10 protein-coding genes and 3 tRNA genes are annotated in these 14,654 nt (G+C 41.4%); 4 read left to right on the top strand and 9 right to left on the bottom strand.

Annotation, left to right across the window (positions count from 1 at the left end):
* Window positions 1-102: 102 nt before the first annotated feature.
* From ND16A_RS10885 to ND16A_RS10895, 3 genes are all read right to left on the bottom strand, one after another.
* Window positions 103-178: transfer RNA gene (locus ND16A_RS10885), tRNA-Asn, on the bottom strand.
* Between the two features lie 138 nt (window positions 179-316).
* A tRNA-Asn gene (locus ND16A_RS10890) sits at window positions 317-392 on the bottom strand.
* A gap of 452 nt (window positions 393-844) precedes the next feature.
* Window positions 845-920: transfer RNA gene (locus ND16A_RS10895), tRNA-Asn, on the bottom strand.
* Window positions 921-1,440: 520 nt separating this feature from the next.
* Here ND16A_RS10895 and ND16A_RS10900 point away from each other — a divergent pair.
* Both ND16A_RS10900 and uvrB read left to right on the top strand, forming a co-directional pair.
* On the top strand, window positions 1,441-2,814 hold the full coding sequence (locus ND16A_RS10900; protein WP_052073015.1) for an MATE family efflux transporter: 1,374 nt from the start codon (window positions 1,441-1,443) through the stop codon (window positions 2,812-2,814).
* On the top strand, window positions 2,814-4,814 hold the full coding sequence (gene uvrB, locus ND16A_RS10905) for an excinuclease ABC subunit UvrB (RefSeq protein WP_443080320.1): 2,001 nt from the start codon (window positions 2,814-2,816) through the stop codon (window positions 4,812-4,814). Before ND16A_RS10900 ends, uvrB begins: the two co-directional genes overlap by 1 nt.
* 22 nt (window positions 4,815-4,836) lie before the next feature.
* Here the strand turns inward: uvrB and ND16A_RS10910 are convergent, their stop codons facing one another.
* From ND16A_RS10910 to ND16A_RS10920, 3 genes are all read right to left on the bottom strand, one after another.
* Window positions 4,837-5,043 carry a hypothetical protein gene (locus ND16A_RS10910; RefSeq protein WP_033077257.1) on the bottom strand — a complete coding sequence of 69 codons (207 nt, stop codon included), beginning with the start codon at window positions 5,041-5,043 and terminating at the stop codon, window positions 4,837-4,839.
* Between the two features lie 354 nt (window positions 5,044-5,397).
* Entirely contained in the window at window positions 5,398-6,774 is a 1,377-nt protein-coding gene (locus ND16A_RS10915) for a sigma-54-dependent transcriptional regulator (RefSeq protein WP_033077256.1), read from the bottom strand.
* Window positions 6,774-8,297, bottom strand: coding sequence for a sensor histidine kinase (locus ND16A_RS10920; protein WP_033077255.1), 1,524 nt, complete (start codon window positions 8,295-8,297; stop codon window positions 6,774-6,776). Before ND16A_RS10920 ends, ND16A_RS10915 begins: the two co-directional genes overlap by 1 nt.
* Before the next feature lie 368 nt (window positions 8,298-8,665).
* Here ND16A_RS10920 and ND16A_RS10925 point away from each other — a divergent pair, with 368 nt between their 5' ends.
* Entirely contained in the window at window positions 8,666-9,313 is a 648-nt protein-coding gene (locus tag ND16A_RS10925) for a hypothetical protein (protein ID WP_033077254.1), read from the top strand.
* A gap of 307 nt (window positions 9,314-9,620) precedes the next feature.
* On the opposite strand, the gene ND16A_RS10930 is transcribed toward ND16A_RS10925, so the two are convergent.
* Both ND16A_RS10930 and queC read right to left on the bottom strand, forming a co-directional pair.
* The gene (locus tag ND16A_RS10930; RefSeq protein WP_235282057.1) at window positions 9,621-10,568 is read right to left on the bottom strand and encodes an MBL fold metallo-hydrolase; all 948 of its coding nucleotides are present in this window, start codon (window positions 10,566-10,568) and stop codon (window positions 9,621-9,623) included.
* A gap of 548 nt (window positions 10,569-11,116) precedes the next feature.
* Complete coding sequence (gene queC / locus ND16A_RS10935) at window positions 11,117-11,809, bottom strand: 7-cyano-7-deazaguanine synthase QueC (protein WP_235282055.1); 693 nt, start codon at window positions 11,807-11,809, stop codon at window positions 11,117-11,119.
* Between the two features lie 75 nt (window positions 11,810-11,884).
* Here queC and queE point away from each other — a divergent pair, with 75 nt between their 5' ends.
* The gene (queE, locus tag ND16A_RS10940; RefSeq protein WP_235282049.1) at window positions 11,885-12,559 is read left to right on the top strand and encodes a 7-carboxy-7-deazaguanine synthase QueE; all 675 of its coding nucleotides are present in this window, start codon (window positions 11,885-11,887) and stop codon (window positions 12,557-12,559) included.
* Between the two features lie 12 nt (window positions 12,560-12,571).
* Here the strand turns inward: queE and dinG are convergent, their stop codons facing one another.
* Entirely contained in the window at window positions 12,572-14,653 is a 2,082-nt protein-coding gene (gene dinG, locus ND16A_RS10945) for an ATP-dependent DNA helicase DinG (RefSeq protein ID WP_033077253.1), read from the bottom strand.
* Window position 14,654 lies beyond the last annotated feature (1 nt).

The following is a 14,654-nucleotide window of genomic DNA, read 5'->3' as shown; positions in this document are numbered from 1 at the left end:
ATATGGCTCCTCAACCTGGACTTGAACCTGGGAGGAACGGCGATTTTAATATAGTCAGTCCGTTGCGCTTGGCAACATCTCTATATTAAAACCACTTTAATATGGCTCCTCAACCTGGACTTGAACCAGGGACAAACGGATTAACAGTCCGTTGCTCTACCAACTGAGCTATTGAGGAATTATCTGTTTATAGTAGGGTAATTAACTACTTTAAATATGGCTCCTCAACCTGGACTTGAACCCGGGAGGAACGGCGATTTTAATATAGTCAGTCCGTTGCGCTTGGCAACATCTCTATATTAAAACCACTTTTATATGGCTCCTCAACCTGGACTTGAACCAGGGACAAACGGATTAACAGTCCGTTGCTCTACCAACTGAGCTATTGAGGAATTGTTCTTTTCTTTTGGTTTTTTAAACCTGGCTACCGTTTAATTAAGTAATTAAACCATAACTATATAATTTGGCTCCTCAACCTGGACTTGAACCAGGGAGGAACGGCGATTTGATACAGTCAGTCCGTTGCTTTACAACGTTGATTTATCCAATCACAAAAATTTGGCTCCTCAACCTGGACTTGAACCAGGGAGGAACGGCGATTTGATACAGTCAGTCCGTTGCTTTACAACGTTGATTTATCCAATCACAAAAATTTGGCTCCTCAACCTGGACTTGAACCAGGGAGGAACGGCGATTTGATACAGTCAGTCCGTTGCTTTACAACGTTGATTTATCCAATCACAAAAATTTGGCTCCTCAACCTGGACTTGAACCAGGGAGGAACGGCGATTTGATACAGTCAGTCCGTTGCTTTACAACGTTGATTTATCCAATCACAAAAATTTGGCTCCTCAACCTGGACTTGAACCAGGGACAAACGGATTAACAGTCCGTTGCTCTACCAACTGAGCTATTGAGGAATTAAAGTTAAGCAAGTTGCTAACGGGGCGGAATATTATATATCTGAATGGGTACTGTCAACACTAAAAATAAGAAAATTTTAAACTGTTGTACTGTTTGCCTGTTTTGCATACAAATAGTTGAGCTTTTAAGCAAGTTTTTGAAAAGTATTAAGTCATCTTTTATTAACAAAGAATTCACTGTTGGCAAAAGTTACCCACTGTTTTTGTGGGTAACTTTGTGAATGGAAGTGTAAAGCAGCACTTTCGTTTTGTTTCTGCTCAATTTGGGTTAACTTTCATAACCACTACAGTTATAAAATTTTGTGTTAAAACAATTGGTTATCATGATTCGGTATGTAATTTAAACAGAGTGTTGCTTTTATGAACAGCTGCAATTAACCGCTAATCACGACATTATTTTACCGATACATATTTAAATACATTTTTTTACTGCTTTATTAGATAATTAATTAGCTAGTGCATTAACTATCTTTTACAATAACTCTCTTTACTTTTTCTGCAACGAATAACCTAATCGATGACAATAAAAAATAAACGGACCAAGCAAGACCTACTTAATGGGCCGGTAAGTACCACGTTAAAGAATATGACCATTCCGATGATTTTCGGCATGGTGTTATTAATGACGTTTAATTTGGTGGATACGTTTTTTGTCAGTATGTTGGGTACGCAGCCTTTAGCGGCGATAAGTTTTACTTTTCCAATCACCTTTACCGTGATCAGTTTATCGATTGGCTTGGGGATAGGTACTTCGGCCGTTATTGCAAAAACCTTGGGCAAGGGCGATGAAGAAGATGCCAGAAATGCTGCAACGGTAGCATTAATACTTACCTCTATTATCGTGATCTTTTTATCTTTTCTCGGTTATTTATTTTCCAGTCAAATTTTTACGCTGCTAGGCGCGAAAAGTGATTTATTGCCGTTAATTCATGATTACATGGATTTATGGTTTCTTGGTAGCGTTGGCTTAATTGGTCCTATGATAGGTAATGCCGTACTACGTGCATCCGGTGATACTCATACGCCAAGCTACGTTATGGGCGGCGCCGGTTTAATTAACGCAATTTTAGATCCTATTTTAATCTTTGGTGTCGGCCCAATACCTGCGATGGGCATACAGGGGGCTGCATTGGCAACGGTGATTTCCTGGGGCTTCGGACTGGTATACATTACCTACATTTTGGGCTTTCAACGTCAGTTAATTCATTTGAAAGTGCCAGAATTTGCAGTCATTAAAAATTCTGGCAAACAGATATTAAAAATAGGCTTACCGGCAGCAGGGGCGAATATGTTAACCCCAATCGCGGCTGCTATTATGACGGCGATTGTTGCGGGATATGGCGAATCTGCAGTTGCCGCTTTTGGTGTCGGCTCACGAATCGAGTCAATTGCCTGTTTGGTGGTACTCGCGCTGTCGATGACGTTACCGCCATTTATCAGTCAAAACCTAGGGGCTGGCAGTTTAGCGCGGGTAGAGCAAGGTTATAAAGTATCGACTAAGTTCGTATTAATATGGCAAATTGCGGTATATGGGGTACTTATCCTCATTTCCCCGTTAATTGCCGGGGCATTTGCCAAAGAGCAAAGCGTAGCCGATTTAATTACCTTGTTTATGTGGATATTACCACTTGGCTATGGGTTACAAGGGGTAGTGATTTTAACCAACTCGTCGTTTAATGCGTTGCACAAACCTATGGTGGCGTTAATGCTGAGCATTGTTCGGTTATTCATCTTCTATGTGCCGTTAGCCTTTATCGGCAGTTATTTTTACGGTTTAACCGGTTTGTTTGTTGGTGCTTTGTTAGGGAATTTGTGTATGGCTGCAGTGTCGTATTACTTATTTACCAAACAATTTTCGCAGCCGAATCAGTTTAGCTCAGCAAAGGTGTGATGATGAGCAAAGACCTGCAAATTGTATCTGAATACAAACCCAGTGGCGATCAGCCAACAGCAATAGCACAATTAATGGATGGCATAGACTCTGGGCTTGCGCATCAAACATTGTTAGGGGTAACGGGATCGGGTAAAACCTTTACCGTTGCTAATGTGATCGCCGAACAAAACCGCCCGACGATGATCCTGGCACCAAACAAAACCTTGGCAGCGCAATTATACGGAGAGATGAAAGAGTATTTCCCGCACAACGCCGTTGAGTATTTTGTCTCGTATTATGATTACTATCAGCCTGAAGCCTACGTGCCAACTACCGATACCTTTATTGAAAAAGATGCAGCGGTTAACGAGCACATTGAACAGATGCGTCTGTCAGCCACCAAGGCATTATTAGAACGCAGAGATGTCGTCATTATCGCTTCGGTGTCAGCGATATACGGTCTTGGCGATCCCAACTCTTATTTGAAAATGATGTTGCATTTAACCCAGGGCGATATCATCAATCAACGCGATATTTTACGACGCTTAGCCGAATTGCAATACACCCGTAATGATGTTGCCTTTCAGCGGGCAACGTATCGGGTCAGAGGGGATGTGATTGATATTTTCCCGGCAGAGTCTGATCGAATCGCCATAAGAGTAGAGTTGTTCGACGAAGAAGTAGAACGTATAAGCCAGTTTGATCCATTAACGGGGCAGGTGGAGCGTATCTTACCTAGGGTGACTATTTATCCTAAAACACACTACGCAACGCCAAGAGAAAAAATTATTGCGGCGGTCGAAAAAATTAAAGTCGAACTGAAAGAGCGCTCAACTCAATTAAAAGAAAATAACCGCCTGGTTGAAGAGCAGCGTATCGTGCAGCGTACCCAGTTCGATATTGAAATGATGTCAGAGCTTGGCTATTGTTCAGGCATCGAAAACTATTCAAGATACCTTTCTGGCCGTGAGCCAGGAGATGCGCCGCCAACCTTATTTGATTATTTACCTGATGATGGTTTGCTTATCATCGATGAGTCGCATGTTACTGTGCCGCAATTAGGCGCCATGTATAAGGGTGACCGATCACGCAAAGAAAATTTGGTGGAATATGGCTTTCGTTTACCGTCAGCATTAGACAATCGACCGATGCGCTTTGATGAATTTAGTGCCTTGGCACCACAAACAATCTATGTATCGGCGACCCCTAGCAACTACGAGTTAGAAAAATCCGGTGGTGATGTAGCAGAACAGGTGGTACGTCCTACTGGTTTGTTAGACCCTATAATTGAAGTTCGTCCGGTAGAAACTCAGGTCGATGACTTATTGTCTGAAATTCGAGTCAGAGTGGCTAAGAATGAACGGATACTCGCCACAACATTAACCAAACGTATGGCCGAAGATCTCACTGATTACTTAACTGAGCATGGTGTTGCGACCCGTTATTTGCACTCTGATGTGGATACGGTCGAACGTATGGAGATTATTCGTGATTTACGTTTAGGCAAGTTTGATGTACTTATTGGCATCAACTTACTTCGGGAAGGCCTGGATTTGCCGGAAGTGTCGTTAGTCGCTATTTTGGACGCCGATAAAGAAGGTTTTTTACGCTCCGAACGCTCATTAATTCAAACCATAGGTCGAGCTGCCCGTCACCTGGAAGGTAAGGCATTATTATATGCCGACAGAATTACCGGTTCGATGAAAAAAGCCATCGATGAAACCGAGCGCCGTCGGGCAAAACAACATGCCTATAATATTGAAAATGGCATTGTGCCAAAAGGCTTAACCAAAAAGATTGCCGATGTTATGGGCTCTGGTACTGGCTTGAAAGAAGGTGATTTAAAAGTCGCCTCACCTAAGGCAGAGCAACATATTTTAACGACAAGTGAAATTGATAAAAAAGTTGCTGGCCTTGAAAATGAAATGTTTGAGCATGCACGCAATCTTGAGTTTGAAAAAGCGGCGGCTTGCAGAGATGAAATTTCGAAACTGCGGGATTTACAATTAAAAACTTAATGTTAAAGTGAATGACTTTATTTTAGGTTCTGGAGCTGTAAAACGTAATTATTTCGGCAATATCGTCGGTGTTACATTTGCGTAAACTTGAAATCTCATGAATGATTTTATCCTGTATATCGACAGGAAATAGCATTAAGCGCTCTAAATACAAGTGAGCTTGCAATTCATCTTTTGAGCCAATGAGATCCGCTAAATGAACCGCGTGATGTTCCCAAATAGAGCCCATATGTCCTCCTAAAAGTTAATTGAACATAAACTTAGTTTAGGACATAAATGGTCGTTTATCCTTTTTTGCCGCCGATTTCCCCGAACAAATTCCTTGTGCCTTTTGCTAATTAACCTGAGCTTGGGATAATGAGTGCTTGATCTACTTTTATATCATCAAGTTAACTGTTACCAGTAAACTATTTTAAAAAATATAGAAAGATTGTTATTATCAATCAATGCTTCAATTTTTTTGATTTTCAAGGCAAAACAATTGTTAATAGCCTGCTATTGACCTTTTTTTTAACGCCGAAAATCGAATAAAGTGGAATATTGAGCAAGTGCTGCTTATCCCTAGCTCAGGTTACTAAGTAAGTTACTTATTTAGCTGATATTTTTCTAATCGGTATAAAAAAGCTTTATACGACATTTGTAAATGTTTGGCGGCTTTGGTTCTGTTTCCCTGATTTTTCGTTAATGCACTGGCTAAGCATTGTTGCTCAAAACTGTCCCAACTGAAGCTCTCTTCAGGAAAATTAAACTCAGGTGTATTGTCGCTGTGCTGTGAGTCTTGAACGTGCAAAGCACTGATCAATTCTTGTTCATCATCTAACAACACAAAACGTTCAAGCCGATTCGACAGTTCCCGAACGTTACCGGGCCAATGGTATTCCAGTAGTGAGCGATATGCAGAAGTCGACAGTTTTGGCACATTGATGTTGTGACGTTTACTGTGCAAAGATAAAAAATGCTCACACAATGGAGCAATATCTTCATTGCGTTCTCTTAATGCGGGCATGTTAATGGGGACTATGTTTAATCGATAAAATAAATCTTCGCGAAATCGCCCCTGTTTCACTTCTTGTTCTAATTTTCTATGAGTTGCCGCGATTACTCTTACATTCAGCGATAATTCCTGATTGCTGCCAAGTCTGGTGATGCTGCCTTCTTGTAAAAATCGCAATAACTTTACCTGTGTGGTTAAGGTAAGTTCACCGACCTCGTCGAGAAATACTGTGCCGCCATGGGCCGCTTCAAATTTACCTATTTTAGTGGCATTGGCTCCGGTAAAAGCGCCTTTTTCTGCACCAAACAGCTCGGCTTCGGCGAGTGATTCGGCAATGGCACCACAATTGATGGCAATAAACGGTGCTTTACTTCTATCGGATGATTGATGCAAAGCTCGCGCCGCTAGCTCTTTACCGGTTCCGGTTTCACCTAAAATTAATATGGTGGCATCGGTTGCTGAAACGCGGTCAATGCGTTGATACACCTTTTGCATACAAGGCGCTTTACCCACCAAGCCAACCATTTTATTTTGCTCACTTAATTGTGAGCTTAAATTTTGGTTTTGCTCTCTGAGTTTTTTCGCGTTCAGTGCTTTGTTAATCGTAAGCAATAACTCTTGTCGCTGAAACGGCTTGGCAATGTAGTCATCTGCACCTTTTTTAAGGGCCTCTACGGCATGGCTTATGGTGCCGTGCGCGGTGGCAATAATAAAGCCATGCTGGTGAGTTAATTTTTTGGTATTGGGATTTTTGACATAATTGAGTAAATCGATGCCAGAAAGTTTGCCCAGTTTCCAATCGGAAAAAATGACATCAATCGGATGCTCTTTCAGCATAACAATGGCTTGTTCTACACAATTGGCGCTTATTACCTGGTAACTTGAGGCAAGTAATAAACTGACGATGATTTCACGTTGCTCTTGTTCATCTTCAACCACCAGTATCAAGGTATCGGTATTATCCATTATTGTTTATCCTTGGCAAAAATCGCGGTTGCCTGACAACCATTATCGATATTGATCAACTCAAGTTTACCATTATAATTTAACGAAATTAACCGGTTAGCTATATACAGACCCATACCAGCACCTTCCGGTTTGTCGGTAATATGAGGTTTGAATAAATCGTCTTCGATATCTTCGTTTAAACCCTTGCCGTCATCCTCAATACGCACCGTAACCTGGCTGTTATCATCGATGACGGTACTAATGGTAATTACCCCATTGTGCTGACTTGCTTCACAGGCATTGATGATAAGGGTATGCAATATTGAGCGTATTTCAGACTCATTGCCGGTAACCTGGACAAGGTTATCGCAGTTTGAGTGAATGTGTAATTGCTTATCATCACTGGATTTATATTCAAGAATAATGTCTTGTATTACCGCTGCAACAGGTACTTGTTCATTACGAGTGAGCCCTGAGCTGGTGAGTTGCAGCAGGGCGGAGATGGTTTTGTTTATGTGATTTATTTTGGCGGTGATGGTGTCGATTAACTGCTCACGGAGCTGTTCATTTAATTGCGGATCTTTTATTTGTTCCACCGCCAAACCTATGGTGTGGATCGGATTTCTTAACGCATGCGCTAACCCCTGGCTTACATCGCCCAATTCTGCCAGTTGCTGCAGCTGCTGGTTTTTTTGCTCGGTAATGGCAAGTTGCTCAAGGCGCTCAGTCATCTCATTAAAGTGACAAATCGTTTGCCGAATTTCATTAACCCCTTGCTCATTTACCTGGTGCTTATAATTGCCACTCGCGAGTTGTTTAAACCCGGAAGAAAGAGCTTTTAGGGGTTTGTTAAATTTGTGGCTTAGCCAATAGGCAAATATTAACGCGATCAATGTTGATACGATGATGATCCAAAGGATTTTTGTCATTAAAACACTGATATCGGTTTTACTGGTGTCAATACGATAAACAAAATCTTTGCGTACGTGTTGATTGTTATTGGTGCGGGTTTTCGGCTTGCTTGCATCGCCATCAATTTCAATTTGATGGATTTCATTAACCAGATCTTTTAATTCTTTTACCACCGTAGCTTTGTGCAACGTACGGTATTCTTGCTTATTCACTCTTTGTTTCTTAGCAGCAACATCGTCGGTTGGCTCACCGGTTATTTTATATACTTTGAGTTTCTCGTCATTGCTGCTGACCTGGTGAATTACCCGGATGTCTTGATTTTCATATTCAATGATCCTTTCATGCTCAGTGAACTGCTGTTCATTTAATTCCTGTCCATTTAATTCATGCTTAACTCTTTCATGGCCGTTTTTATCGAGTTCTATAATTTCAACAGACTCACCATCTTCAAGTGAAAATTCAATGTTATCTGCGGCAAATTCTATTACCTGTTCAGACATATGTCTGGCTTGTAGGTTAACTTGCTCATTAAAATTAGCACTCATCCAATTGACTAAAATAAGCTGGCTGCTTGCCAGTAACAGGATCAATCCACCAATAAGAGAAAATAAATAGGTTTTTAAAGACATAAGCTAGGTAACAATTAGGTTGTAGTAGCTTTAATATATCAAGTTTAATGCCATTCGATAACATAAATAAATTTCAATATTTTCAGTTGGTTATGAGGAAGTGTGGGATTTTTAAATTTATCCGACGGGATATATTCCTGATATGAGGATATTGCATACTGATATCGGAATTTAATGGTACGGTAAAACTGCACCAGCAAATTCATTGCTCAGTATTATTTTAATCAAACACCGCTAAATGGGCGAAAGAGGCCAGTTTCCACCTTTTTATTCACTGTGTTATAAACTTGGTATGAAAATCGCAGCATGGATCACAGCGATAAACATGCTTTTTGTTTATCGATAAAATAAATACAACGGAGTAATTCATGAACAAACAGTTAAACACATTTAGTAAAACTATTTTGGCCACCACTTTGGCATTAGGGTTATCGTCTTTTGTTGCCACTTCGGCTTTCGCTGAAGATGTTGAAATGGAAAGAGAAATTCAGATCATTAGCAACGATTCGATGACCGCACAAGTGAGCATTGTCAATAATGGTGATGTTACTGAGTTTGAGATCAGTACAGCCGCGTTGCATGATATTGAGCTGTTAAAAACAGAAATAGCCGATTTACCGCAAGAGAGTCAGGACATTATTGTGGAATCGTTTGGCAAGATGCCAAAATTGCATAGAAGGCATGGCGGTGAACTTCATCAACAACATGAAGAGAACGTTATGGTTGTTGAAGTTGACGATGTAGTGCGCGAATTAGAGTGGATTAGTGAAGAGGGCGCTGATGGCGATAATGCAAGAGTTGTGGTCATTGAAATGCATGATGACAATGGCGAGAAAAGACACATAGATAAACAAGTCATTCACAGAGTGATGAGAACTGATGGTGATCATGTTTTTATTAAAGCCGATGGTGACCGTGATAGTCATGCTAAAGCCATACAACATATGCTTAGCCGAGGTAAATTTAGCACTGATGAGCTGGATCAAATTCAACAGGCATTGGACGCTAAGCGCTAAGGCAATACCAGTCTACGTAAGCATTATTCATGCAAATAGGAAAAAGCTGCTGTGCGGCTTTTTCCATTAACATTCAAAGGTGTAGTTGCGCAAGCTTTGGCTGGAAATTCTAGATTTAGAGTGTTATTTAAACTTGCACCTTTCGCTCACTTTCGCCACATAGCTGACCATTTTCAGAAACTAAAACAAGTAGCCTAAAATGCACCGGCTCATGCCAACCGCGGCTCTTCGCGCCATACATTTTAGAAGATCATTTCATGCAAGTAGCCGGCCTTGGCACTTAGCAAATAACAGGTTTTTAAAAAATCTACTCTTTCTGTTTTTTATACATCGTCATAACTTGTTCCTTAATGGCAGAATTGAAATTTTTATATAAAGGCTTGTATTTTGGCCCCAGCATAGTGCTGACATGTGAGAGGATTTCATCAGGCTTTTTATTGTTTTCATAGCCTTCTTTTACAAGCTTCCAAACACTATCTAATAAATTAGCATCTCGTATTACCGACTTGGTCGTGGTTGCTTTACCGTGTCCTGTTAAGACAATAGTGGGGTTCAACTTTACCACTGCATAAAGGGTTTCAATCAAATTAGGTACATTTGCATGGGGGGTAATAATCGGCATCCAATCAGAGCTTAATACATCACCGCCAAAGATAATTTTTTGTTTCGGCAACCACAGCAAAACATCTCCCGGAGAATGGCCATCATTAGAAAAGATAAATTCAACATCCACTCCCCCTAGATTGCGTTTTTCACCTTGAGGCAACAACAAAGTTGGATACACAATGTGGGTAGAGCCGGTCGCCCCTTTAGTCATGCGGGAAAAAGCCTGCACCGCTCCTTGTCCATCCTCTTTTATTGTCGTCATCGCTCGACCACTTGCAATAATTTCAGCGCCGGTATCGGTAACCCCCGCATTACCCAACCAGTGATCTGCATGACTATGTGAATTTACTACCCAACGAACGGGTTTATCCGTGACAGCTTTAATGGCTCTTCTAATTGCTTTACCAATTAATTCAGAAGAACCGGTATCAAAGACCAGAACCCCTTGTTCGGTGACAATAAAGTAACTGTTGGAATTCCAGCCTTTATTCTCAGGGGTCGGTAAGCCAAATGATGGTGCAATAATGCTATACACATTTTCGGCAATGGGTGACGCCGAGAAATCAAAACTAGAATTCGCTGCCAACGTGCTGTTGCTCAGCAAGCCAGTCAGGCCTACGGTGAGTATAATTTGTTTAAATATTTTCAATATTACTTCCCATTATTTTAATTTATAAATCATCAAGTTATAGCGCATTGATGTACTTCCTTCCTTTCTTATAACAAAGCATTAACTTAAATTAAACATTTTTGAGGTGAACTAGCGATTTCTTAAGTTGAAGTTTGAATTTAAATCACTAAATTTGGTACAGAACAAGCGTATGTTTACCGGTTTTCTTTCGATGATGTATGAAATCCTCAGCTCACTAACGAATACTCAGGGCTTGCTCTTAAATTGCTAGATATATTGCTTTCAAAAAGCTCTGGTCAGCTGTCGAACATGCCGCTGATAATCATAGTGACGATGGCTCGATTTCAGCTTAGCGAACTGAGACGACCTTACAAACGGCTAAAAAATACACCTTATTTTTTTCCGAAAGCTCCGAGTCGGCCTTTATACTTTGCCTGAATATCAATAGGCCAAACCAAACCTTCCGCTTAGTGTCATCTGAGGACTGCATGGCTATACTGTAATCGCTGGGAATATTGTCGGTTAAAGTTAGAGCCAATACAGCTAAGGACTAGGAACAGCTTACATTATTCGTACTCTAACGGGTCAACCAGATCATTTTCACGAAACGCTTCTAATCTCTCCTGGCAGGCTCCACATTGGCCACAGGCTTTTTCTCTGCCGTTATAGCAGGTCCAGGATTTTGAATAATCTAATTCCATAGAAATGCCATCGGTTAAAATATCAATTTTGCTGTCGGTTAAATACGGGCTATAAATTTCCACCGGTTGATAGTTTGCTATTTGGCAAACATCGTTCATTTTCAGCACAAATTCCGGACGACAATCCGGATAAATGGCGTGATCGCCAGAATGCGCACCATAATATACCTGGCTCGCTTCCCTTGATACCGCATAGCCAACAGCCAGAGAAAGTAGGATCATGTTACGGTTTGGAACCACCGTTGATTTCATGCTTTCTTCTTCGTAGTGACCTTCAGGGATGTCAATATCATCGGTTAATGACGAACCGCCAAGCAATTGATTAATCGCACTAATGTCGATGACTTTGTGGGGAATGTTTAACTCTTTGCAGACGTTGGCGGCATACTCAATTTCTTTTACGTGCTTTTGTCCGTAATCGAACGTTAGGGCGTACACTTGTTTGCCATCTTTTATGGCGCGGTTCAGCACCGTAAACGAATCCATACCGCCAGAATAAATAACAACAACTTTGTTATTGTCAGTGTTTGTCGCGTTTTCAGCCATATTTTCAGCCATTAATTAGCTCTCTTCAGGTATACTTATCATTAATAACAATTTTACTCGAAGTTGAGTCAATGCCAAAGATTATTTATGATGAGTCACTATAAAATTAATGAATTATTTGAAACCATCCAGGGTGAAGGTTCATTTACTGGTCAACCTTCAATATTTTTACGCTTGCAGGGCTGCCCGGTAGGGTGCAGTTGGTGTGATACCAAACACACTTGGGAAATTAACCTAGACAGTGAAGTTAGCAGTGAAGTGGTGTTACACAAAACCGCAGAAACGGATGAGTGGGTAGATTTAGATCCACAAGCGATGTTACGTATTTTTCAAAGTAAAGGCTTTAAAGCGAAACATGTAGTCATTACCGGTGGTGAGCCATGCATGGTTGACTTAATCCCCATTTGCGATTTGTTTGAACAGCACGGTTATTCTTGTCAGGTTGAAACCTCAGGAACGTTTGAAATATTGGTATCGGATAACTGTTGGGTAACGGTTTCACCAAAAGTGAATATGCGCGGCGGCTACGACATTTTATCTTCGGCAATGCAGCGAGCAAATGAAATTAAACACCCGGTCGCCACTGAACAGCACGTTGATGATTTAAAGTCACTGTTAGCCGAACACGGTATCAGCAAAACTCCGGTTTATTTACAACCCATAAGCCAAAAAGAAAGGGCGACCAAGCTAGCTATCGATACTTGTATTGAGAATAATTGGCGTTTATCTGTGCAAGTGCATAAATACATTGGTATTGAATAAGCCAATCTTCAATCAATACTCAATATTGCGTTTAAACGGTGGCAAAGCGTCTAATAACTCTTTGCCATAACGTTTTGACACTAAGCGTCGGTCCAAAATACTGATCATCCCGGTATCTTTCTCGTTTCTTAATAATCGACCACAAGACTGGATCAGCTTTTTCGAGGCATCAGGCACGCTTAGCGACATAAACGGATTTCCCCCTTTTAGTTTGATGTACTCGGCTTGCGCTTGATCAACCGGCGAGGTAGGAACTGAAAACGGTAGTTTGGTAATGATCAGGTTGGTTAAGTACTTTCCTGGTAAATCCAGCCCTTCAGAAAAACTCTGACTACCAAAAACGATGCTGGTTTTGCCGTCATCACATAAGGCTTTATGGCTTTCAATGATTTGCTGGCGCGAGGTTTCGCCTTGCACCTGAATTTTCAGTTTTTTCTTGTCGCGTAACGCCTCGGCCACCTTTTCCATTTGCCAATACGATGAGAACAACACCAGATTGGCTTGCTTGTCTTTGAGCATGCCGGGCAGTTTTTTAATTAACTCATCGGTAAACTTATCGCTAACATTGGGTTCAAATTGCATATTCGGGATAGTTAAAACCGCATTTTCCTGGTAATTAAACGGCGAATCGAGTTTTTTGTATTGGGTGCCGTCATTATTGCCAAGTCCGGCCTGCCTACGAAAATGGTCAAAGGAGTTCAACGCACATACTGTGGCGGAACATAGCACTGCCGCTTCACATTTGCTCCATAAGTTGTCTTCCAGCATAAAACCAACTTCAATTGGCGAGGCACTGATCAAATAGTCATCGCGCTTACCAGTGGTTTTTTCTATCCAGCGGGCCAGTGGCGCGCCTTTTTCAGAGTCGGTTTTGGCATACATAAACCAAATTTTTTCCAGGTTTTCCAAACGTTGGATTTCAAAGCCCGATTCCGCTAACAGTGGCTCGGCCAAATACATTTGCACCGAACCGTCTTTTACTTCTTCCATCAGTAAGTTATACAGTTTGGTTATTTCCGACAGTGCCTTTTTGCTGGCTCCGGCGATATCTTCGGCAAGGTTTTTCAAGTTTTTCGGGATAATGCCGTTTTCAAAGCGATATTGTTTCTCCTGGCTAAAATACACTTGCTGATTGGCATCCAAAAACGAATTTACTTTTTGTAAATCGGCGATGATCTCCTGAGTTAAATCGGCAAGTTTTAACGATGGCGAAATTGCCCGCTGACTTTTACTCAGGTTGCTAATTTTATCACTGGTGACAGCGACTTTGCCGAGCCAGTCGATCGCACCTTTCACCGTGGCCATGGCCGATGAATGGTCGCGGGTAATGTCGGGTAAATGATGTACTTCATCGATGATGTAAATGCTGTCTTCTGGCTCCGACAAGATGATGCCGCCACCCAATTCCAAATCCGCCAACAGTAAAGAGTGATTGACCACCAATACATCGGCGGCATCCATTTGTTCTCGGGCTTGATGGAAGGGACAATGGGTGTGCTCGGTCAAATGTTTTAAACAACTGTGCTTGTCACTTTGAATGTGTTGCCAGATATGATTGGGGATAGGCGTCGGCCAGGAGTCTCGATCTCCCTGCCATTTACCTGACGATAGCTTGTCGTTCAGGGTTTTTAACAGTTTAATATCGGATGCTTTTGGTTTTTCCTGAAATAATGCCGTTTGTCCTGAGTCGCTGTCGGTATGACAAGCCAATGCCAGGCGCTGTTTACAGACATATCGCTGGCGGCCTTTTGCCAGACAATAAGTAAACACAAGGCCAGAATTGTCCAGCAAAAAAGGCAAATCTTTAATCACCAATTGCTCTTGCAAGGCAACTGTGGCGGTTGAGATCACCACTTTCTTTTGCTTGGCAACGGCCAATGGAATCGCCCCTAAACAATAGGCCAAAGATTTACCCGTACCCGTACCGGCTTCAATAACGATTTGCTTTCTGTCTTTCGAGTATTCACCAGCAATGGTTTTGGCAATTTCGGCAATTAAATAGGCTTGTTGTTTACGCGGGGTAAAATTTTCAAGACTGTCGCCTATTTTTTTATAAGCGTTGCGGATAATTTCCTTGGTTTTTTCACCTAACATG

This window comes from Thalassotalea sp. ND16A (assembly GCF_000764205.1).
In the GTDB taxonomy this organism is placed as follows: Bacteria; Pseudomonadota; Gammaproteobacteria; order Enterobacterales; family Alteromonadaceae; genus Thalassotalea_A.
The sequence above is the reverse complement of the archived record's forward strand: the minus strand, read 5'-3'. Positions and strand labels throughout refer to the sequence as shown.